The sequence below is a fragment of the Kineococcus auxinigenes genome (genome assembly GCF_050871525.1).
Lineage (GTDB): Bacteria > Actinomycetota > Actinomycetes > Actinomycetales > Kineococcaceae > Kineococcus.
This window is the reverse complement of record NZ_JBKBCT010000033.1, coordinates 1-21,148: the sequence shown is the minus strand read 5'-3', so window position 1 is coordinate 21,148 and position 21,148 is coordinate 1. Positions and strand designations below refer to the sequence as shown.

Below are 21,148 nucleotides of genomic sequence, written 5' to 3'. Positions count from 1 at the left end.
GGCACGCTCCGAGTCACACCTGCCCGCCCGTGCCGTGGCCGGGGGTCCTCGGGAAGCGGTCAGCGGTCGCTGCCAGGGCGCCGAGCAGCTGCAGGGCGTCGGAGTCGGTGCTGCCGGGAGCGGCGTGGTAGACCACGAGCTGCTGGCCGGAGACCGCGCGCACGTCGAAGGTGTGCACCTGCAGGGTCAGCTCACCCACGGCCGGGTGCAGGAGCGTCTTGGACTGCAGGCGCTTGCCGCGCGCTTCGTGCCGTTGCCACAGGCGGCGGAAGTCGGCACTGCGCTGCAGCAGCGCGTGCAGGACCTCGGTGGTGCGTCGGTGCTCGGGGTCCGCCTGGTGCGCCAGGCGGAAGCCCGCGACGCTGTCGGCGGCGATCGCGTCCCAGTCGGCGTACAGCTCGCGTGTGGCGGGGACCAGGAAGACGAGCTCCAGCAGGTTGCGCGTCTCGGTCAGGCCCTCGAGGAGCGCTTCGGCGAGGCGGTTGGCGGCCAGGACGTCGTGCGCCCGGTCGAAGACGAGCGCCGGGTGGTCCGGCCAGGACCGCAGCAGTTGCTGCAGCCGGGGGTCGACGGGTTCGTCGGTGCCGGTGGCCGGCGAGCGCGGCGCCAGCCCAGCAGCGCGGAACAGGTGCAGCCGGCCGTCGTCGTCCAGGCGCAGCGCACCGGCCAGCGCGTGCAGCACCGCGGCGGAGGGGTGGCGTTCGCGCCCCTGTTCCAGGCGGACGTAGTAGTCGACGCTGATGCCGGCGAGGGAGGCGACCTCCTCGCGGCGCAGACCCGCGACCCGGCGCCGCCCGGTGCTCGTCACACCCACCTCGCCGGGGCGCACCTGGGAACGTCGAGCACGCAGGAAACCGGCCAGGGGAGGGGGAGCGCTCACGGCGGTGAGCCTAGGGCGGTGCGTGCTGCCCTCGCCTGGGTGCGCTGCACCCAGGAACGCCGAGGTGGTCGCGTCCTTCCCGTCGACCCGTTGCAGGCTCACCGCGAGGAGGTGGACCAGCGTGAGGATCCGGCCGCCTCCAGCACGGTCTGCGACGATGCCACCTGCCCGTGTCCGGCCGTCCCGATCCCGTGGAGCGCTGCGGCGCGGCTCCTCGACCAGCCGGTCCCACCACACCTCGCACTCCCCTGGAGGAGCACTGACTTCCGGTTCTGGACCACCACCACCCGGGGTGTCGATGATCCGGGTGGCCGAGATCCTGGCAGCCCTGTCGCTGACCACCGACGTCGCCGCCGGCATGGAGTTCGAGAAGGGGTTGCGCACCTGCGCGGTCGCCGTGGAGTTCGCCACGTCGGTGCTGCAGGTGGACACCGCGACGGCACGCTGCGTCTTCGAGACCTCGCTGCTGCGTTCCATCGGGTGCACGTCCTTCGCGCCCGAGCTCGCGGAGCTCTTCGGCGACGACGTCGCCGTGCAGGCGGTCCTGAAGACGCTGGACCCCGACGCGCGCACCGGCGCCCGGGGGTCCTCCGCGACACTGGCCGGCAGCCTGCTCGCGGCCATGCCCACCACCGGCGTGCAGGCCGTGCGCAACGGCTGCGAGACGAGCCGATCGCTGGGGGTCGAGCTCGGCCTGCTGCCCGCGGCGATCACCGCGCTGGACGACGTCTACGAGCGCTGGGACGGGCGCGGCGTCCCCACCGGCCGCCGCGGGGACGAGCTGTCGCTGGTCGCGCGGATCGTCCACACCGCCGAGCAGGCCGTCCTGGCCCACGCCGCAGGCGGTGCGCCGGCAGCCGTGGCGGAACTCCGCCGACGGGCCGGCGGGCACCTGGACCCCGCGCTCGCGCAGTCCTTCTCGGCTGCGGCCCCGGCCGTGCTGGCACCGCTGCGCGAGGTCGACGCCTTCACTGCGGCCCTGGCCGCCGAACCGCACCCGCACACCACCGTGCCGTTCGCCTCGGTCGAACGCCTGTGCGCCGTGCTCGCGCGCGTCGTCGACCTCAAGAGCCGTTGGTTGCTCGGCCACAGCGAGCACGTCGCCGCAGTGGCCGGCGCGGCGGGAGAAGCGCTCGGGTTCGACCGGGGGGCGCTGACGGAGGTGCGCTGCGCCGCGCTGGTGCACGACCTCGGCAGGGTGGGCGTCTCCAGCGCCGTGTGGGACCTGCCCGGCCCGTTGAGCGTGGCACAGGTCGAGAGGGTGCGCATGCACACCTACTGGACCCAGCGGGTGCTGGCACGGGTCCCCGCGCTGGCCCCGCTCGCCGTGACGGCGGCCTCGCACCACGAGCGGTTGAACGGTTCCGGGTACCACGGCGCGACCCCCTCGGCAGGCTTGCCGCTGCCCGCTCGCCTGCTCGCGGCGGCCGACGTCTTCGCCGCGCTGACCGAGCCCAGGGCCCACCGCGCCGCGCTGAGCGCCCCGGCCGCCGCGCAGGTGCTGGTCGGCCAGGCCGCCGACGGGCTGCTCGACCGCGAGGCGGTCGCCGCGATCACCTCCGCGGCAGGTGGGCCGGTAGCGCCCGTGGACCTGCCCGCCGGACTGAGCCGGCGCGAGGTCGAGGTCCTGCGCCTGGCCGCCCGCGGGCTGAGCAACCGCGAGATCGGGCAGGCGCTGTCGATCTCCCCGCGCACCGCGGGGCACCACCTGACGCACATCTACGACAAGACCGGCCGGCGCACGCGGGCGGGGATCGCGGTGTTCGCGATGCAGCACCACCTGCTGCGGTAGGTCGATCGACCGATGCCGGCCGGCGCCGGTGCCCGGCAGGTTCGTCCTCGAACACCCCACCCGCGTCGAAGGAGCACCACCGTGCAGCACCAGGCACCCGCCACCGGTTCCCCCACCACTCGTTCCCCCACCACTCGTTCCACCGCCGCTGGTTCCACCGCCGCTGGTTCCACCGCCGCCGCCGCCACGCGCGCGTCCGTCGTCGAGGAGCTGTACGCCGCGCTGGCCCGCGGGGACGTGCAGGCACTGGTGGACGCGCTCAGCGAAGACATCGCCTGGACCGTCGCCGCCGGCCTGCCCTACGCCGGCACCTACGTGGGGCGCCCGGCGGTGCTCGACGTCTTCGCCCGCTACGGCGCCGAGTGGGACGACCTGTCCGTCGTGCCCGCGCAGGTCCTCGCCGTCGACGACGTCGTCATCGCGCTCGGCGACTACCACGCCCGGGGCCGCGTCAGCGCCCGCCCGATGAGCGCGAGGTTCGCCCACGTGTGGCGCTTCGACGGCGGGAGACCCGTGGCGTTCGAGACGATCGCCGACACGGCCACGATGGTCGCCGCGCTGGGCGACGCGGGGGCGGGCCCCGGCCGGTCGGGCGCCGAGCCGGGAACCGCACCGGTGCGTGCGAACTAGCCGTTCCGTCGACGAGTCGGTGCCGTCGATGAGTTCGCGCGGGTGGGGGAGCGGGACGTGAGGTGTTGGCGCCGACGCGGTGCTCGGGGATCGTCCCGCCGGCCAGGTGGGGCGAGCAGCCGCAGCGAGGAGGACGTCGTGAGCAGTTCCGTCGAACGACGTCGGCCGCTGCCCGAGGACGTTCCCGTCGACCTCGCCGACGAGGTCCTCCTCGACCGGTGGATCCTCTAGTTCTTCGGGGTCGGGTGGTCCACGCTGCTGGTGGGTGTCGTCCTGCTCGTCAGCGAGGGCTGGACCCTGCACGTCACGGCGTGGGGCCTGGCGGTCTGCACCGCCGCGGTGGGGTTCTGGACGGGTGCGCACCAGGGGCTGCTCGAGCGGCGCGCCGGGCGGTTGCGGCGCGGCTGGTTGTGGTGGATCACGGGTGCCGCCGCGCTGGCGGGTGCGCTGGCCCTCGGCTCCCACCTGCAGGGCCGCCCACCACTCGCCGCGCCGCCCACCGTGCTGCTGCCGGTGGCAGGCGTGCTCCTGCTGCTGATCGGCTTCGGGCTCCCGCAGCGGCCGCCGGGTGCGCGCCAGCGCCCCCAGCGCCCCCAGCGCCCCGGTGACGCTCCACCGCAGCAGTGGTTCGACGACCTGGCGGCGTTGCTGCGCGGTCGCTACCTGCTGACGCGTCGCGAGGTCGCGCGCCACGTCGACGAGGCCCGGTCCTGCTGGGTCGACAGCGGCGCGGCGCACCCCGCTGAGGAGTTCGGGACCGTCGCCGAGCACGCGGCGCGCTCGATGGACGGGTCCCCGGAACCTGAGCGGGGGCTGGCGCGGGGCAAGGCGTGGATCTACTCGGCCGCCACGGTGCTCTGGTGCTGGACGGTGGGCGAGGAGGCCGCCACCGAAGGACCGGGGTGGGGGCTCGCCTGGCGCCTCGCGGGTCTGCTCCTCTTCGCCCTCTCGGCGCTGCACGAGTGGGGACGGCTGCACCGTCGGCGCGCCGAACGGCCGCAGGACCACCGCTGAGCGGGTTGCCCGACGGTGGGCGGTGGCAGCCGTCACGACGCCGCGTGCCGCGCCTCCTCGACGTGACCGGCCCGCGCACCGTCCTCCCTCGTCCGTCCCCGTCCCCCTCGAACCGTCCGAACGAACTAACAGGAGACCTCCGCGTGCCCAGTCGCAGCGACTCCCACCCGTCCCCGACGGTGCCCTCGGCACCCCGGGAGGCGGACACCGCCCTCAGCACCGACGTGCTCGTGGTGGGCACCGGCCCGGCCGGCGCCACCACCGCACTGCTCCTGGCCACCTACGGGACCGCCGTCACCGTCATCAGCCGGTACTCGCGCCCGGCCACCAGCCCCCGCGCCCACGTCACCAACCAGCGCACCATGGAGGTCATGCGCGACATGGGCCTGGAGGGCCGGATCGCTCAGGACGCCACCGGTTGGGGCGAGATCGGCACCCAGAGCGTCATGACGAGCTTGACCGGGCAGGAGCTCGGGCGCATCCAGGGCTTGGGAGCGCCCCTGCCCGGTCGCAGCGACCCCGACCCCGAGTACTCCCGCACCAGCCCCTGCCCGGTCCTGGACATCCCCCAGCCGCTGCTGGAACCCATCGTCCTCGACGCCGCCCAGGCGCGCGGTGCCCTCGTCCGCTTCGACACCGAGTACCTCTCCCACCGGCAGGACCGCGACGGCGTCCACGTCCGGTTGCGCGACCGGCTGACCGGGGCAGAGCACACGGTGCGCGCCCGCTACCTGGTCGGTGCGGACGGAGCCCGCAGCCGGGTCGCGGCCGACCTGCGACTGCCCTTCCACGGACCGGGAGCCGTGGCCGGGGCCTTGAGCATCGTCTTCGAGGCCGACCTCACCGAGCACGTCGCCCACCGTCCCTCCAACCTGTACTGGGTGGTCCAGCCGGGCGCGGACCACCACGGCGTCGGACTGGGCGTCCTGCGGATGATCGAGCCGTGGACCCGGTGGATGCTGATGTGGGGGTACGACCTCGCCGTCGGGCCGCCGGACCTGGACGAAGCCTTCGTGCGTGAGCTGGCGGTCCGGCTGACGGGAGTGGAAGACCTGTCGATGCGGCTGATCTCGGCGACGCCGTGGACGGTGAACGACGAGTACGCCACCGAACTGTCCCGCGGCCGGGTCTTCTGCGCCGGAGACGCCGTCCACCGTCACCCGCCGAACAACGGCCTCGGGTCCAACACCGGCATCGGTGACGCCTACAACCTGGCGTGGAAGCTGCACCTGGCCTGCGCCGGTCTCGCCGGCCCGGGCCTGCTCACCTCCTACGACGCCGAACGCGCACCGATCGCGGCCCAGGTCGTGCGCCGGGCCAACACCAGCATCGCCGAGACGGGGCGCATCATCACCGCTCTGGGCGTGGACGACTCCACGGACGAGGCGGCGTGGCAGCAGCAGCTGCGACTGCACTCCTCTCCCGGCCCGCGCGGAGACGCCCTGCGCAAGAACGTGCGCGAAGCGATCGCCGGCATGGCCCACCAGCTGCAGGCCCACGGCGTGGAGATGAACCAGCGCTACGACCCCGCCACCTCCAGCGCGGTCCTCGACGACGGAACCGCCTACCCGCCGTTCACCCGCGACCCCGAGCTCTTCGCCGCTCCCACGACGCATCCCGGCGCCAAGGTTCCGCACGTGTGGGTGACCCGTGGGCAACGGCCGGTCTCCACCCTCGACCTGCTCGGTGGGGGAGCCTTCACCGTCGTGACCGGCACCGACGGTGAGGTGTGGGCCCACGCCGCGCAGGAGTTGCGCGAGCGCACCGGGGTCCCGATCCGCACGGTCGTCATCGGGCCCGGCCGCCACGTCGAGGACTCCTGGGGGTACTGGGCGGCGAACAGCGAGATCGACGACGGCGGTGTCCTGCTGGTGCGCCCCGACATGCACGTCGCCGCGCGATCGCACCACACCGTCGCGGATCGGAGCGCCCACCGTTGGCTCAGCGCCGCGCTGGAGCAAGTGCTCGCCCAGCCCCTCAGCACCGTGGTCCGGGTGCCGGCGCGGTCGGCTGCGCCGGACTGAGCACGGCACCTACGACTGCCGGCGCCGACGGGTTCGGCGGCCCGGGGGGTTGACCAGCCGCAGGGGGAGCGGGTCGTCTGGGGCGATGTTCTCGATGACGACGGGACGGAGCCGGTCGATGTCGAAGGCGTGTCGCCACAGGGCCGCGGCGGCGTGGAGGTGCGCCGCGAGGTGGTCGCCCACCGCCATCGCCGCGTCCGGATCGCCGTTGCGGTGGGCGCGATCGCTGACGTGGGTCAGCAGGGCGGTGGTCTGCCCGCCGGGTCCACGGTGGACGGCGGTGAAGCACCGGACCGGCCTCACCGGGGCGGGACAGACTGCGCGGCCGCGAGGGGACCCCTCTCGACCACCGGAATGACATAATGTCGATTATCGGCGTTGGCTGTCGAGCCGGTGGACCCCCTTCAGGAGCGCTCCGGTCGCTTCGACGACACCTCTCGTCGAGCCGACCTCTCGCACAGCCACCCTCGACGCGCACCGCGACGCGCTCACCGACGGACACGCTCACCGACACGACGCCGGCCCGTACGGACCTCGGCCTTGAGCCTTGAGCCTCACAGGCACCCGGCGCGACCCGGTCCAGGCGGCTCACGCCGAAACCCTCGGATCTCTGCGCCCCTCCGCGACACCCGAGCCGACCAGATGCCGGCGCGTCGGCTCGGCTCGGCTCGGCTGCCACGTTCTCGGCGCCTGAGTTCTGGGAACCCCCCAGGCCCGAACTTCCCAGCCCCGAACTCCCCGAGGTGCACAGGCCCGGGTGCCCATGAGTTCCGCATAACGAGGAGTATGCGGATCGCGAGCGAGAACCGTTGCGCTGCAACGGTTCTGCTTGACACGCCACTCCCCCGTCGGCTACGCTGAACTCATGACTCCCCTGTTCCCCGGGGTTCCCGAGTCGGCGACTTCCCGCACCTCCCTGACGGCAGCTGTGCACGCCTACGAAGTGGCGCGACTCCCCCGCAAGGACTCCCCCCACACCGTGGCGGCGCGCCGCCGCGACATCGCCGCGCTGCTCCCCCGCATCCGCCGGGCCGTCGGCACCGAGGACCCCGTCGTCGCCGACCTCACCACCGCCGTCCTGCGGGTCGCGTTCGCCGACTTCTCCCTGGACCACGCCCGCAGCTCCATCGCCCGCTGCTGGTCCACCTGGAGCGGGCTGTGCGACTTCCTCGTCGCCGAGGACGCCCTGGCCGGCAACCCCATGGCCGGGGTGCACCGCCCCCGGCCCGACCGGCAGGGCCCCAAACCGCTGCGCGGCGAGGACACCCCCGAGGTCCTGCTGAGAGCCGTCGCCGCCGGGTGCCGCGCCGCCCGCGACCCCTGGCCCGAACGCGACCTCGCCGTCCTGGCCACCCTGCTGGTCAGCGGGCTGCGCAGCGCGGAACTCCTCGGCCTGCGCACCGGCGACCTCGTCGGCACCCGCGGCGAGCAGCGGCTGCGGGTGCTCGGCAAGGGCAACACCGAACGCAGCGTGCCCGTCGAGCCCGCGCTCGCCGACCTCGTGGACACCTACCTCGCCACCCGCCGGCAGCGCTTCCCCCGCACCCGCGCCCTGCCCCTGGACGCCCCCCTGTTCGTCGACACCCGGGAGCGCGCCCTCACCCGCGACCAGCTGCAGTACCTCGTGCGCTCCTGCTACCGCGCCGCCGGCATCGGCGACCGCGTCCAGCGCGGGGCGCTCGTGCACGCCCTGCGGCACACCTTCGCCACCCGCGTCGTCGCCGCCGGGGCCAGCGCCGTGGAAGTCATGCGACTGCTCGGCCACCAGAGCTTGACGACTTCCCAGCAGTACATCGACGCCACCGCCCACGAACTGCGCACCGCAGCCGCCGGCAGCTCCACCTACACCGCCCTGCACGACCTGCGCACCACGGCCGGCGCCAGCTGAGAGCACAACCGGCACCGGGTGGCACCGGGGACCAGCTCAGCCCGGTGCCACCCGACGGGCGCGGGAGCGCTCAGCCCACCTGCGCCGGCACCTTGCGCCGCGCCGCCGGCCGACGCCGCGGCGGGACCTGCGCCGTGCCCAGCAGCTCGGCCAGGAACCGCCCCGTGTGGCTGGCCGGATCGGCCGCGACCTGCTCCGGGGTACCGGTGGCCACGACCGCCCCACCACCACCGCCACCCTCCGGACCCATGTCCACCAGCCAGTCCGCGCTCTTGATGACGTCCAGGTTGTGCTCGATGACCAGGACGCTGTTGCCCTTGTCCACCAGCCCCTGCACCACGCCCAGCAGCTTGCGGATATCCTCGAAGTGCAACCCCGTGGTCGGCTCGTCCAGCACGTAGATCGTGCGACCGTTCGAGCGCCGCTGCAGCTCCGCCGCCAGCTTCACCCGCTGCGCCTCACCACCGGACAGGGTCGTCGCCGGCTGCCCCAGCCGCACGTACCCCAACCCCACCTCCGTCAGCGTGCCCATGTACCGCGAGATCGCCGGCACCGCGGAGAAGAAGTCCTTCGCCTCCTCGATCGGCATGTCCAGCACCTCGGCGATCGTCTTGCCCTTGAAGTGCACCTCCAGCGTCTCGCGGTTGTACCGCGCCCCGTGGCACACCTCGCACGGCACGTAAACGTCCGGCAGGAAGTTCATCTCGATCTTCAACGTGCCGTCACCCGAGCACGCCTCGCACCGCCCACCCTTGACGTTGAACGAGAACCGCCCCGGCTGGTACCCCCGCAGCTTCGCCTCCGGCGACGACGCGAACAGCTTGCGGATGTGGTCGAACACCCCCGTGTACGTCGCCGGGTTCGAGCGCGGGGTGCGACCGATCGGGCTCTGGTCCACGTGCACGACCTTGTCCAGGTGCTCCAGACCCTGCACCGACTTGTGCCTGCCCGGCACCCGCCGCGCACCGTTGAGCTTGTTCGCCAGCACCGTGTACAGGATGTCGTTGACCAGCGTCGACTTGCCCGACCCCGACACACCCGTCACCGCCACCAGGCACCCCAGCGGGAACTCCACCGTGACGTCCTTCAGGTTGTGCTCACGGGCACCGCTCACCACCAGCGACCGCGCCGGGTCCACCGGGCGCCGCTGCGCGGGCACCTCGATGCTGCGCGCACCGGACAGGTACTGCCCCGTCAGCGACTCCGGGTTGGCCAGCAGCCCCTCCACGTCCCCGGAGTGCACCACCTGACCGCCGCGCTCACCGGCACCCGGGCCGAAGTCCACCACCCAGTCCGCCACCCGCACCGTGTCCTCGTCGTGCTCCACGACGATCAGCGTGTTGCCCAGGTCCCGCAGACGCGTCAGCGTGTCGATCAGGCGCCGGTTGTCGCGCTGGTGCAACCCGATGCTCGGCTCGTCCAGCACGTACAGCACCCCCACCAGACCCGACCCGATCTGCGTGGCCAGCCGGATGCGCTGCGCCTCACCACCCGACAGCGTCCCCGCCGGCCGGTCCAGCGACAGGTAGTCCAGCCCCACGTCCAGCAGGAACCCCAGCCGCGCCTGGATCTCCTTGACGACCTGAGCGGCGATCTTCTTCTCCCGCGCCGTCAGCTCCACCGCGTCCAGGAACCTCGCGCACTCGTCGATCGGCAGGGCGCACACGTCCGCGATCGACATCCCCCCCACCTTCACCGCCAGGATCGACGGCTTCAGCCGCGCCCCCCGGCACACCGGGCACGGCGTCTGCCGCATGTACCCCTCGTAGCGCTCCTTGCTCCAGTCCGACTCCGTCTCACCGTGCCGACGCTTGACGAACGGGATCACGCCCTCGAAGCCCGTGGAGTACTGACGCTCACGCCCCCACCGGTTGCGGTAGCGCACCTGCACCTCGTGGTCCTTGCCCTGCAGCAGGGCGTCCTTGGCCCGCTTCGGCAGAGCACGCCACGGCGTGTCCATCGAGAAGGACAGGTCGTCCGCCAGCGCCGTCATCAGGCGCTGGAAGTAGTCCGCCGACGCGCTCGCCCACGGCGCGATCGCCCCCTCGGCCAGCGTGAGGTCCTCGTCCGGCACCACCAGGTCCGGGTCCACCTCCAGCTGCGTCCCGATGCCCGTGCACTCCGGGCACGCCCCGAACGGCGCGTTGAAGGAGAACGAGCGCGGCTCGATCTCGTCCACGTCCAGCGGGTGCTCGTTCGGGCACGCCATCTTCTCCGAGAAGCGGCGCTCGCCCTCCGGCCCCTCCACGTCCACCAGGTCCGCCACCAGCAGACCGCCCGAGAGCACCAGGGCCGTCTCCACCGAGTCCGTCAGGCGCCGCTTCACACCGTCCTTGACCACCAGGCGGTCGACCACGACCTCGATGGTGTGCTTGAGCTTCTTCTGCAGCGTGGGCGGGCTGTCCAGCCCGACGACCTCACCGTCCACCCGGGCCCGCGCGAAGCCCTTCGACTGCAGCTCCCGGAAGAGGTCCGCGTACTCCCCCTTGCGGTCGCGCACCACCGGCGCCAGCACCTGGAAGCGCGTGCCCGCCTCCAGCTCCAGCAGCTGGTCCACGATCTGCTGCGGCGTCTGCCGCCCCACCGGCTCCCCGCACACCGGGCAGTGCGGGCGCCCCGCCCGCGCGAACAGCAGACGCAGGTAGTCGTACACCTCCGTGATCGTCCCCACCGTCGAGCGCGGGTTGCGCGAGGTCGACTTCTGGTCGATCGAGACCGCCGGCGACAGCCCCTCGATGAAGTCCACGTCGGGCTTGTCCATCTGCCCCAGGAACTGGCGCGCGTACGCCGACAGCGACTCCACGTACCGCCGCTGCCCCTCCGCGAAGATCGTGTCGAACGCCAGGGACGACTTCCCCGACCCCGACAGCCCCGTGAAGACCACCAGGCTGTCGCGCGGCAGGTCCACCGACACGTTCTTCAGGTTGTGCTCGCGCGCCCCGCGCACCACCAGGCGGTCGGAGCTGACGGCGGCCGTGGCCACCGGCCGGGTGGCGGTGCCCGCCGCGGCACGGGTGGCGCGGCGGGGGGTGCTGCTGGCGCGGGCAGAGCCGCTGGAAGGAGTGCGAGAAGCCACGGCACCAACCCTAGGCGCCGCCTCCGACACCGCCCGCCGACCACCCGGCTCAGCACACCTGCTCCGGCAGCCCGACCGGGATCATCCTGTCGACGGACGACGGTAGTTGAAGGTGACGACTACCCTGGGGCGCATGGCCCCCGGCGACACCCACCCCACCACGACCGCCCCCCGCTGGCTGGACCCCGACGAGCAGCGCACCTGGCGCGGCTTCCTCGCCGCCGTCCAGCTGCTCATGGACCGGGTCGACCGCCAGCTGCAGCACGACTCCGGCGTGGTCCACACCTACTACGAGATGCTCGTGCGCCTGTCCGAGGCCCCCGGGCGCTCGCTGCGCATGAGCGAACTCGCCGACTCCTCGCTGTCCTCGCGCAGCCGCGTCTCGCACGCCGTCGCACGCATGGAGGAGCGCGGCTGGATCCGGCGCGAAGCCTGCGCCACCGACGGGCGCGGCTTCAACGCCGTCCTGACCGAACAGGGCCTGCAAGCCCTCGAGGCCGCCGCTCCCGGGCACGTCGAGACCGTGCGCGAGGTGCTCTTCGACCAGCTCGACGCCGAGCAGCAGCTGCAGCTGCGCCGCATCAGCGAGACCCTCCTGCAGCACCTGACCGCCACGGGCAGCGTGTCCCCCGTGCCGCTCGTGGCGCCGCTGGGCGACTGAGGCGCCACGCCCCCCGGCGAGACGCCCCCCGGCGAGACGCCCAGCCGCCCAGGACCTCAGGCGCCCTGCGCCGCCCGCATCCCCCGCAGCTCCTTCTTCAGGTCACCGATCTCGTCGCGCAACCGCGCCGCCAGCTCGAACTGCAGCTCCGCGGCCGCCGAACGCATCTGCTCGCTCAGCTGCTGGATGAGGTCGGCCAGGTCCGCCTGCGGCATCGACCCGCGCGGCTCCGGGCCCACCTCGCGACCCACCGACGCCCCCTTGGCCCCCCGGGCCGGCACCGGGGCCTTGCCCCGCGACTGCGACCGGCCGCTGCCCCCCTGCGCCGCCAGCAGCGCGGAGGTGTCGGCGTCCTCGCGGGCGATGAGGTCGGTGATGTCGGCGATGCGCTTGCGCAGCGGCATCGGATCCACCCCGCGCTCGCGGTTGTACGCGACCTGCTTCTCGCGCCGGCGGTTCGTCTCCTCGATCGCCTTCGCCATCGACGGGGTGATCGTGTCGGCGTACATGTGGACCTGACCGGAGACGTTGCGCGCCGCGCGGCCGATCGTCTGGATCAGCGACGTCGCCGACCGCAGGAACCCCTCCTTGTCGGCGTCCAGGATCGCCACCAGCGACACCTCCGGCAGGTCCAGCCCCTCGCGCAGCAGGTTGATCCCCACCAGCACGTCGTACTCGCCCTGGCGCAGCTCCCGCAGCAGCTCCACCCGCCGCAGCGTGTCGATGTCGGAGTGCAGGTACCGCACCCGCACGCCCTGGTCCAGCAGGTAGTCGGTGAGGTCCTCGGCCATCTTCTTCGTCAGGGTCGTCACCAGGACCCGCTCGTCGCGCGCAGCCCGCGCCCGCACCTCGTGCAGCAGGTCGTCGATCTGCCCCTTGGTGGGCTTGACCACCACCTGCGGGTCCACCAGCCCCGTCGGCCGGATGATCTGCTCCACCACCCCGTCGCCGCGGGACAGCTCGTACGGGCCGGGCGTCGCCGACAGGTACACCGTCTGCCCCACCCGCTCCAGGAACTCCTCCCAGCGCAGCGGGCGGTTGTCCATCGCGCTGGGCAGGCGGAAGCCGAAGTCCACCAGCGTGCGCTTGCGCGAGGCGTCCCCCTCGTACATCGCCCCGATCTGCGGGACCGTCACGTGCGACTCGTCGATCACGAGCAGGAAGTCCTCGGGGAAGTAGTCCAGCAGCGTGTTCGACGCCGACCCCGGCTCCCGGCCGTCCATGTGACGGGAGTAGTTCTCCACCCCCGAGCACGTGCCGACCTGACGCAGCATCTCGATGTCGTACGTCGTGCGCATCCGCAGCCGCTGAGCCTCCAGCAGCTTGCCCTGCTGCTCCAGCTCCGCCAGCCGCTCCGTCAGCTCCGCCTCGATCGTGCCGATCGCCCGCTCCAGGCGCTCCGGCCCCGCGACGTAGTGCGACGCGGGGAAGACGTGCACCATCTCCTCCTCGCGCAGCACCTCCCCCGTCAGCGGGTTCAGCGTGTACAGCTTGTCGATCTCGTCGCCGAAGAACTCCACCCGCAGGGCGTGCTCCTCGTACTGCGGGATGATCTCCACGGTGTCCCCCCGCACGCGGAACGTCCCGCGGGTGAACGCCATGTCGTTGCGGGTGTACTGCATGCCCACGAACCTCCGCAGCAGGTCGTCGCGGTCCATGCTCTCGCCCACCCGCAGCGTGACCATGCGGTCCACGTACTCCTGCGGCGTGCCCAGCCCGTAGATGCACGACACGGTGGCGACCACCACGACGTCGCGGCGCGTCAGCAGCGAGTTCGTCGCCGAGTGCCGCAACCGCTCCACCTCGTCGTTGATCGAGGAGTCCTTCTCGATGTACGTGTCCGACTGCGGCACGTACGCCTCGGGCTGGTAGTAGTCGTAGTACGAGACGAAGTACTCCACCGCGTTGTTCGGCAGCAGCTCGCGGAACTCGTTGGCCAGCTGCGCCGCCAGCGTCTTGTTCGGCGCCATCACCAGCGTGGGGCGCTGCACCTGCTCGATGAGCCACGCGGTGGTCGCCGACTTGCCGGTGCCGGTCGCCCCCAGCAGCACCACGTCCTTCTCCCCGCCCCGCACGCGGCGCGCCAGCTCGGCGATGGCCGCCGGCTGGTCGCCCGACGGAGCGAAGTCGGAGACCACCTCGAAGGGGGCCACCCGTCGCTGGATGTCTGTCGTGGGCCGCATGGGGCAACTGTAGGTCGCACCTCCGACACCGGCGCCCGGTCCCGCCCAGGGCGAACGGCACCCGCCACCCCGTCGCCGCCGGCCGAGGCTCAGCGCCGGTCCGGCGACCCCGCGACCCGCACGTGCAGGCGGGCCGGGCTGCCAGGATCGGCCGAGCCGTGCAGGGCACCGTCCCCCTCCCCCACCACCCGGGGGAAACCGGCAGCGGCCAGCACCTCCTCGAGGCGTGCGACGTCCGCTGTCGACGGCACCGTCAGCTGCAGCTCCACGACGTCCTCCACGGGCGCTCCGCGCAGGACTGCCGCGTCCACGGGCTCGACAGCCCGGTCGCCCACGCCGGCGGCGTGAGCCACGCGGGCGACCAGCCGCGCCACCCGCTGCTGCTGCGCACGGATTCCCCCGCGCGGACGGGGTGCCGCGACCCGGCGCTCCCGCAGGTTGCGCTCGAAGGGCACGAGCCGGTCGCGCCACAGGTCCTCCACCGCGGCCGGCAGGGGGTCCGGCGATCCCGCAGCGCGTCGCGGGTTGTCCAGGACGACGTCAGCGGCGGCCAGGCGCTCGTCGTCACCGGCCTGGGCCCCCACCCGTGCGCGGGCGTCCCCCTCCGACATCCCGCGGTCCTCGACCAGGCGGCGCACACGCTCGGTCACGTCGGCGTGCACGACCACCACCAGCGGGAACCGCGGCGCCATCCCCGTCTCGACCAGCAGCGGCACGTCCTCCACCACCACCGCGTCGACCGGGGCCGCGGCGACCAGCTCCTCACGACGGGCGGCCACGAGCGGGTGGACCACGGCGTTCAGGTCTCGCCGCGCGGCGGGATCGGTGAACACGAGTCGTCCCAGCGCCGGACGGTCCAGCTCACCGTCCGGGGTCAGGACACCAGGACCGAAGCGCTCCACGACCGCGTGCCACCCCGCTGTGCCCGGGGCCACGACCTCCCGGGCGAGGACATCGGCATCGACGACCACGGCACCCAGCGCGGCGAAGCACCGAGCCACGGTCGACTTGCCCGCTCCGATGCCCCCTGTCAGACCCACCCTCAGCACGAGCTGAACGCTACCGGTGTCCTTTCGGGGTCGATGCTTGTGGAAACTTGGTCTTCTAGTCCGTTACCCGTGATAAGCGATACTTACGTCGCAACAGGGTGGCGTTGCGGCTTCCGAGCGGCGGAGCACGACGAGCGAGGGCCCGACCGGAGTGCTCCGGTCGGGCCCTCGCTCACGCAGGGATCAGCGCGTCAGCGCACCCCACCACGTCGCTTGTTGTAGACGTCGAAGGCCACCGCCAGCAGCAGCACCAGGCCCTTGATGACCTGCTGGAGGGACTGGTCCACGCCCAGCAGCTGCATGCCGTTGGAGATGACGCCGACGAGGAGGCCACCGATCATGGCGCCGGTGACCTTGCCCACGCCGCCGGTGACCGCTGCACCGCCGATGAAGGCGGCGGCGATGGCGTCCAGCTCGAAGCTGTTGCCGGCACCCGGCTGCGCACCGTTGGAGCGCGAGGAGAAGATGACACCCGCCACCGCGGCCAGGAAGCCCATGTTGACGAAGATCCAGAAGTTGACCCTCCGGACGTTCACGCCGGACAGCTGCGCCGCGGCGAGGTTGCCGCCGATGGCGTACACCTGACGGCCGAAGACCGAGGACTTCATGACGAGCGAGTACGTCAGGATCAGCACCGCGAGGATGATCAGGACGATCGGCATGCCGCGGCTGTTCGCCAGCTGCCACGCAAAGGCCATGACCACGGCCGCGACGGCGACGATCTTCAGCACGAACAGCGCCATCGACTCGACGGTCTGCTGGTAGCGCACCCGGGCCATCCGGTTGCGGACCTGGCTGACGGCGTACCCCGCCACCGCCAGCGCACCGATGAACAGGGTGAACGCGTCGTAGCCGTAGCCGCCCATCAGGGCGGGGATGAAGCCCGTGGCGATCCCGTTGTACTCCCCCGGGAACGGCGACAGCGACACGTTGTCCAGGACGTAGTACGTCAGGCCGCGGAACAGCAGCATGCCGGCCAGGGTCACGATGAAGGCGGGGATGCCGACGAAGGCGACCCAGAAGCCCTGCCAGGCACCGATGGCGAGACCCACGGCGAGGGCGGCGAGCACGCCGACCCACCACGGCTGGCTCGAGCCGATGACGAGCTGCGCCGAAACGGCCCCGGTCAGCGCCACCACCGAGCCGACCGAGAGGTCGATGTGCCCGGCGACGATGACGATGACCATGCCGATCGCCAGGACCAGCACGTAGGAGTACTGCAGGACGATGTTGGTGATGTTGCCCGGGCTCAGCGACAGCCAGTCGGTGAGGAAGCCGAACAGGAGCACCACGACGACGAACGCGATGTAGATGCCGCTCTCGCGCAGGTTGCTCGTCATCGCGCGGAACGGGTTCGCAGAGCCGGTGCGCGGCGCGGGGGGTTTGCCGGGCAGGCTCCCCGGAGCCGTGCCCTTCTTGAGGAGATCGCCGGTACCGCTCATGCGGAGTGCTCCTGGTCGTCGTCGGTGGAAGGGGTGTGCGCGCCGGCCCGCGCCGGCGTCTTGTCCTTGGTCATGAGGCTCATGAGGCTCTCCTGCGTCGCCTCGCTCGCGGGCAGCTGCCCGGTGATGCGGCCCGCGGAGAGGGTGTAGATGCGGTCGCAGATGCCCAGCAGCTCGGGCAGCTCGGAGGAGATCACGATGACCGCCTTGCCGGCCGCCACGAGGCGGTTGATGATCGTGTAGATCTCGTACTTGGCGCCGACGTCGATGCCGCGGGTCGGCTCGTCGAGGATCAGGACCTCCGGGTCGGAGTAGATCCACTTCGACAGCACGACCTTCTGCTGGTTCCCCCCGGAGAGCTTGCCGGTCAGCGCCATGACGGTGGGGGCCTTGATGTTCATGCTGCGCTTGCTGTCCTCGGCGACGCGGATCTCCTCGTGGGAGTTCACGAAACCGCCGGTGGCGAGCTTGCCCAGCGCTGCGGCGGAGATGTTCCGCTTGATGTCGTCGATGAGGTTCAGGCCGTACTTCTTGCGGTCCTCGGTGGCGTAGGCGATGCCGTGCTTGATGGCCTCGCGCACCGTGCGCGCCTGGATCGGCTTGCCGTGCATGTACAGCCGCCCGCCGAGGTAGCGACCGTAGGAGCGGCCGAAGACGCTCATCGCCAGTTCCGTGCGACCGGCGCCCATGAGACCCGCGATGCCGATGACCTCGCCGGCCCGAACGGACAGGTCGGCACCGTCGACGACGTGCCGGTCCTGGGTGGCGTGCCCGACGGTCCAGCCCTCGATGCGGAACACCTCCTCGCCGGGGTGGGACTCGCGCTCGGGGTACCGGCTGTCCAGGTCGCGGCCGACCATGCCACGGATGATGCGGTCCTCGGTGACGGCGTCGGCGCGCATGTCGAGCGTTTCGATCGTCTGCCCGTCGCGGATGATGGTCACCGCGTCGGAGATCGACTCGATCTCGTTGAGCTTGTGCGAGATCATGATGCTGGTCATGCCCTCGTTGCGCAGCTGCCGCAGCAGGCCCAGCAGGTGCTCGGAGTCGTTGTCGTTCAGCGCCGCCGTCGGCTCGTCGAGGATGAGCAGCTTGACGTCCTTGCTCAGCGCCTTGGCGATCTCGACGAGCTGCTGCTTGCCGACGCCGAGCTGGCCGATGGGCGTGGTGGGGTTCTCGTCGAGGCCGACGCGCGCCAGGAGCCGGGACGCCTCGCCGTTGGCGCGGTGCCAGTCGATGAGGCCGCTGCGCCCCTTGACCTCGTTGCCCAGGAAGAGGTTCTCGGTGATGGACAGGTAGGGCACCAGCGCCAGCTCCTGGTGGATGATGGCGATGCCGACCTTCTCGCTGTCCGAGATGCCGCCGAACCGCGACACCTGGCCGTCGAAGAAGATCTCACCCTCGTAGGTGCCGTGCGGGTAGACACCCGACAGGACCTTCATCAGGGTGGACTTGCCCGCGCCGTTCTCGCCGCAGATGGCGTGCACCTCACCGCGCCGCACCGACAGGGAGACGCCGGACAGCGCCTTCACGCCGGGGAAGGTCTTGGTGATGGAACGCATTTCCAGGATGTTCTCGGTCATCGGCGCGCCGTCGTCCTCGCTCGGGGAACCGTGCGGGCACGGTCGCGCCCGCTGTGGTGTGGGGGTGTGGTCCGCACGGCTCGTCCCCGCCGCGGGACGCGACGGGGACGAGCCGTGAACTGGCGGAGGTTCAGCTGGCCTGGCCGGTGTCGACCTCGGCCTGGCTGTAGTACTCGGTGTCCACGAGGGTCTCGACGATGTTGTCCGCCGTCACGATCTGGGACTCCAGCAGGTACGCCGGGACGACCTTCACGCCGTTGTCGTACGTGGTGGTGTCGTTCGCCTCGGGCTCCTCGCCGTCGAGCATGGCCTCGGCGGCGGTCACGGCCTGCTCGGCCAGCAGGCGGGTGTCCTTGAAGATGGTGGAGTACTGCACCCCGTCGACGATGAGCTTGACGGAGGCGATCTCGGCGTCCTGGCCGGTGATGATCGGCATGGGCTTGTCGGCGCTGCCGTAGCCGGCGTTCTGCAGCGCGGTGATGATGCCGCGGGAGATGCCGTCGTAGGGCGACAGCACGCCGTCGACCTTGCTGCCGTCGTTGTAGGCGGAGGTCAGCAGGTCCTCCATGCGCCGCTGCGCGGTCTCCTGCTGCCAGCGCAGGATCGCGGCCTGGTCGATCGTGGTCTGGCCGGACTTGACGACGACCTGGCCGGAGTCGATGAACGGCTGGATGGTGTCCATCGCGCCGTTCCAGAAGAACTGGGCGTTGTTGTCGTCCAGGGAGCCGGCGAACAGCTCGACGTTGAAGGGGCCGGTGGCGGTGCCCGGGGAACCGTCCTCGTTGAGCAGGCCCAGCCCGGTCAGCAGCGAGGTGCCCTGCTGCACACCGACGTTGTAGTTGTCGAAGGAGACGTAGAAGTCCACGTCGCCGCTGCCGCGGATGAGGCGGTCGTAGGAGATGACCTCGATGCCGGCCGCCTTCGCGGCGGCGAGCTGGCTGCTGAGCGCGGTGCCGTCGATAGCGGCCACGATCAGCAGGTCGACCCCCTGGGTGATCATCTGGTCGATCTGCTGCGACTGGGTGGGGATGTCGTCGTTGGCGTACTGCAGCTCGACCTCGTAACCGGCCTCCTTCAGGCCGGCCTCGACGTTGTTGCCGTCGGCGATCCACCGCTCGGACGTCTGGGTCGGCATCGAGACGCCGACGGTGACGTCACCCTCGGCGGCGCCGTCGGACCCGGAAGTTCCGGAGCCGGCGCCCTCGCCGCCGCAGGCGGAGACGGTCAGGGCCAGGCCGGCGGCGAAGGCGGCCAGGTAGCGACGAGTGATCACGGCGGAACTCCTCTGTACCTCGTGAGCGTCGGAACACGGGTGGTTCGCGACGTTGATCTGGGTGCCAGCTGCTGGCGTGGTGACCGCCTGCTCGACCGGGCTTCCTCGTCCCGTTCAACAGCAGCAAGCGGTTGGACGTCGAACATTGTTAACGTTAGCAGTCTGGGCCGTCAAGCCGTTCCCCCATCAGGAGCAACGCCGGCGCACAGCGGGTCCGGGCCGGGCGCACACGGTCGCGGCTGGGCTACCCTGTCGGCTCCGGACGACGCGCCCGCCCGGCCGGCGGGCGCTCCCGAGCTCCGCACGTGGACGTGGACGTCCCGGGCCGACCCCCGTCCCCCCGCTCCCCCGTGCCCCGCACGGCCACAGGCAGGAAACGCAGATGAGTCCTCCTCCCGACCCGGCGCCGATGCCGGCAGAGGGCCCGCGCACACCGGTGCTGGCGGACGTCGCCGAGCTCGCGGGCGTGTCGCAGCAGACCGTCTCGCGGGTCGTGCGCGGCTCCGGCTCGGTGGCCCGGCGGACCCGGGAGCGCGTCGAGCAGGCCATCGCGGAACTGGGGTACCAGCCGAACGCGGCCGCGCGGGCACTGGTGACCCGGCGCTCGCACCGCATCGGCGTGGTGGCGGCCAGCACCTCCCTCTACGGGCCCGCGCTGACCCTGGTCGGGGTGCAGGAGGCCGCTCGGGCCGCGGGGTACTCCGTCACGGTCGTCATGGTCAGCGACCTGCTGCCCGCGACGGTCGAGGAGGCGTTCCAGGAGCTGCGCGGGCAGTCGGTCGACGGCGCCATCGCCGTGGTGCCCGAGGACGCCTCCCAGGCGGCCGTCGCGGCGGCGAGCGCGACGTTCCCGTGCGTGCTGGCGCCCGGGCTGGACGGTGCGGGTGTGCCGGACGCGTACTGGGGCGAGGTGGCGGCGGCGCGCCGGGTGACCGAGCACCTGCTGGAGCTGGGTCACCGCACCGTGCACCACGTGGGCGGCCCGGTGGACTGGGCCGAGTCCCGGGCCCGGTCGACCGGGTGGCGCACTGCGCTGGTGGAGGCGATGCGGGTGGTCCCGCGGCCGGTGCGCGGGGACTGGACGGCGGCCTCGGGCTACCGAGCGGGTCGCGAGGTGCTGGCCGCAGGTGCCACCGCGGTGTTCTGCGGCAACGACCACATGGCCGTCGGGGTGGTGCGGGCGGTCTCGGAGAGCGGGTTGTCGGTGCCGGGGGACGTGAGCGTCGCGGGGTTCGACGACGTGCCGGAGGCGGCCTACCTCAACCCGCCGCTGACGACGGTGCACCAGGACTTCACGGAGATCGGCCGGCGGTGCGTGCGGGTGCTGCTGGGCCGGTTGGCCCGCCGGGTGGTCGAGCCGGGACCGCTGCACCCCGCGCTGGTCGTGCGGGCCAGCACGGGCCCGCCGCCGGCGACCGGGGACACGCCCGGGCAGGTGCGTGGGGAGCGCGAACCGGTGCCCCCCTCCCCCACGGCCGGCGCTCGCTGAACCTGCGCCGACGCACCCCGGGCGCACACGTCCCGGGGTGCGTCGGGTCGGCCCCCCGGGGGCCCCCCCCCCGGGCGGGGGGGGGGCGCCCCCCGCGCGGGGGTGGGTGTGGGGGGGGGGGGGGGGGGGGGGGGGGGGGGGGGGCGCGGGGCCGGGCGGGGCCG

Annotated in this window: 15 protein-coding genes; 7 read left to right on the top strand and 8 right to left on the bottom strand. The window is 72.3% G+C overall.

The features are described 5' to 3' along the window. Positions 1-13 precede the first annotated feature (13 nt). Complete coding sequence (locus ACRYR9_RS10910) at positions 14-880, bottom strand: helix-turn-helix domain-containing protein (protein WP_432495658.1); 867 nt, start codon at positions 878-880, stop codon at positions 14-16. A 307-nt stretch (positions 881-1,187) separates the two neighbouring features. On the opposite strand from ACRYR9_RS10910, the gene ACRYR9_RS10905 reads away from it, so the two are divergent. From ACRYR9_RS10905 to ACRYR9_RS10890, 4 genes are all read left to right on the top strand, one after another. After that, the gene (locus ACRYR9_RS10905) at positions 1,188-2,672 is read left to right on the top strand and encodes an HD domain-containing phosphohydrolase (RefSeq protein ID WP_432495655.1); all 1,485 of its coding nucleotides are present in this window, start codon (positions 1,188-1,190) and stop codon (positions 2,670-2,672) included. Positions 2,673-2,753: 81 nt separating this feature from the next. Further along, on the top strand, positions 2,754-3,302 hold the full coding sequence (locus ACRYR9_RS10900) for a nuclear transport factor 2 family protein (protein ID WP_432495652.1): 549 nt from the start codon (positions 2,754-2,756) through the stop codon (positions 3,300-3,302). A gap of 261 nt (positions 3,303-3,563) precedes the next feature. Beyond that, entirely contained in the window at positions 3,564-4,316 is a 753-nt protein-coding gene (locus ACRYR9_RS10895; RefSeq protein WP_432495650.1) for a hypothetical protein, read from the top strand. Between the two features lie 143 nt (positions 4,317-4,459). Then, positions 4,460-6,340 (top strand): FAD-dependent monooxygenase, encoded by a 1,881-nt coding sequence (locus ACRYR9_RS10890; protein WP_432495647.1) that lies wholly within the window; start codon positions 4,460-4,462, stop codon positions 6,338-6,340. A 9-nt stretch (positions 6,341-6,349) separates the two neighbouring features. On the opposite strand, the gene ACRYR9_RS10885 is transcribed toward ACRYR9_RS10890, so the two are convergent. After that, the gene (locus tag ACRYR9_RS10885; RefSeq protein ID WP_432495645.1) at positions 6,350-6,643 is read right to left on the bottom strand and encodes a hypothetical protein; all 294 of its coding nucleotides are present in this window, start codon (positions 6,641-6,643) and stop codon (positions 6,350-6,352) included. A gap of 562 nt (positions 6,644-7,205) precedes the next feature. On the opposite strand from ACRYR9_RS10885, the gene ACRYR9_RS10880 reads away from it, so the two are divergent. After that, a complete protein-coding gene (locus tag ACRYR9_RS10880; RefSeq protein WP_432495643.1) occupies positions 7,206-8,228 on the top strand; it encodes a tyrosine-type recombinase/integrase in 1,023 nt (340 codons plus the stop codon). Positions 8,229-8,298: 70 nt separating this feature from the next. On the opposite strand, the gene uvrA is transcribed toward ACRYR9_RS10880, so the two are convergent. After that, positions 8,299-11,211 carry an excinuclease ABC subunit UvrA gene (uvrA, locus tag ACRYR9_RS10875; RefSeq protein WP_432495708.1) on the bottom strand — a complete coding sequence of 971 codons (2,913 nt, stop codon included), beginning with the start codon at positions 11,209-11,211 and terminating at the stop codon, positions 8,299-8,301. A gap of 226 nt (positions 11,212-11,437) precedes the next feature. Between uvrA and ACRYR9_RS10870 the strand changes: the two genes are divergently transcribed. Further along, entirely contained in the window at positions 11,438-11,965 is a 528-nt protein-coding gene (locus tag ACRYR9_RS10870) for a MarR family winged helix-turn-helix transcriptional regulator (RefSeq protein ID WP_432495705.1), read from the top strand. 56 nt (positions 11,966-12,021) lie between these two features. Here ACRYR9_RS10870 and uvrB read toward each other — a convergent pair whose 3' ends face one another. The 5 genes from uvrB to chvE all read right to left on the bottom strand — a co-directional run bounded on the left by uvrB (position 12,022) and on the right by chvE (position 19,492). After that, positions 12,022-14,148, bottom strand: coding sequence for an excinuclease ABC subunit UvrB (gene uvrB / locus ACRYR9_RS10865; RefSeq protein ID WP_432495641.1), 2,127 nt, complete (start codon positions 14,146-14,148; stop codon positions 12,022-12,024). Positions 14,149-14,237: 89 nt separating this feature from the next. Continuing rightward, entirely contained in the window at positions 14,238-15,188 is a 951-nt protein-coding gene (gene coaE, locus ACRYR9_RS10860) for a dephospho-CoA kinase (protein WP_432540189.1), read from the bottom strand. A 200-nt stretch (positions 15,189-15,388) separates the two neighbouring features. Beyond that, the gene (mmsB, locus tag ACRYR9_RS10855) at positions 15,389-16,537 is read right to left on the bottom strand and encodes a multiple monosaccharide ABC transporter permease (RefSeq protein ID WP_432495702.1); all 1,149 of its coding nucleotides are present in this window, start codon (positions 16,535-16,537) and stop codon (positions 15,389-15,391) included. 98 nt (positions 16,538-16,635) lie between these two features. Further along, positions 16,636-18,222 carry a multiple monosaccharide ABC transporter ATP-binding protein gene (mmsA, locus tag ACRYR9_RS10850; RefSeq protein ID WP_432495636.1) on the bottom strand — a complete coding sequence of 529 codons (1,587 nt, stop codon included), beginning with the start codon at positions 18,220-18,222 and terminating at the stop codon, positions 16,636-16,638. Positions 18,223-18,352: 130 nt separating this feature from the next. Further along, entirely contained in the window at positions 18,353-19,492 is a 1,140-nt protein-coding gene (gene chvE / locus ACRYR9_RS10845) for a multiple monosaccharide ABC transporter substrate-binding protein (protein WP_432495699.1), read from the bottom strand. 385 nt (positions 19,493-19,877) lie between these two features. Between chvE and ACRYR9_RS10840 the strand changes: the two genes are divergently transcribed. After that, positions 19,878-20,984, top strand: a complete 1,107-nt coding sequence (locus tag ACRYR9_RS10840) for a LacI family DNA-binding transcriptional regulator (protein WP_432495634.1) — start codon at positions 19,878-19,880, stop codon at positions 20,982-20,984. The last annotated feature ends 164 nt before the right edge of the window (positions 20,985-21,148 follow it).

Coding starts and splice junctions, on each gene's coding strand:
- ACRYR9_RS10880 (WP_432495643.1), top strand. CDS start 7,206: ATGACTCCCCTGTTCCCCGGGGTTCCCGAGTCGGCGACTTCCCGCACC.
- ACRYR9_RS10840 (WP_432495634.1), top strand. CDS start 19,878: ATGAGTCCTCCTCCCGACCCGGCGCCGATGCCGGCAGAGGGCCCGCGC.
- uvrB (WP_432495641.1), bottom strand. CDS start 14,148: ATGCGGCCCACGACAGACATCCAGCGACGGGTGGCCCCCTTCGAGGTG.
- mmsB (WP_432495702.1), bottom strand. CDS start 16,537: ATGACGAGCAACCTGCGCGAGAGCGGCATCTACATCGCGTTCGTCGTC.
- mmsA (WP_432495636.1), bottom strand. CDS start 18,222: ATGACCGAGAACATCCTGGAAATGCGTTCCATCACCAAGACCTTCCCC.
- ACRYR9_RS10870 (WP_432495705.1), top strand. CDS start 11,438: ATGGCCCCCGGCGACACCCACCCCACCACGACCGCCCCCCGCTGGCTG.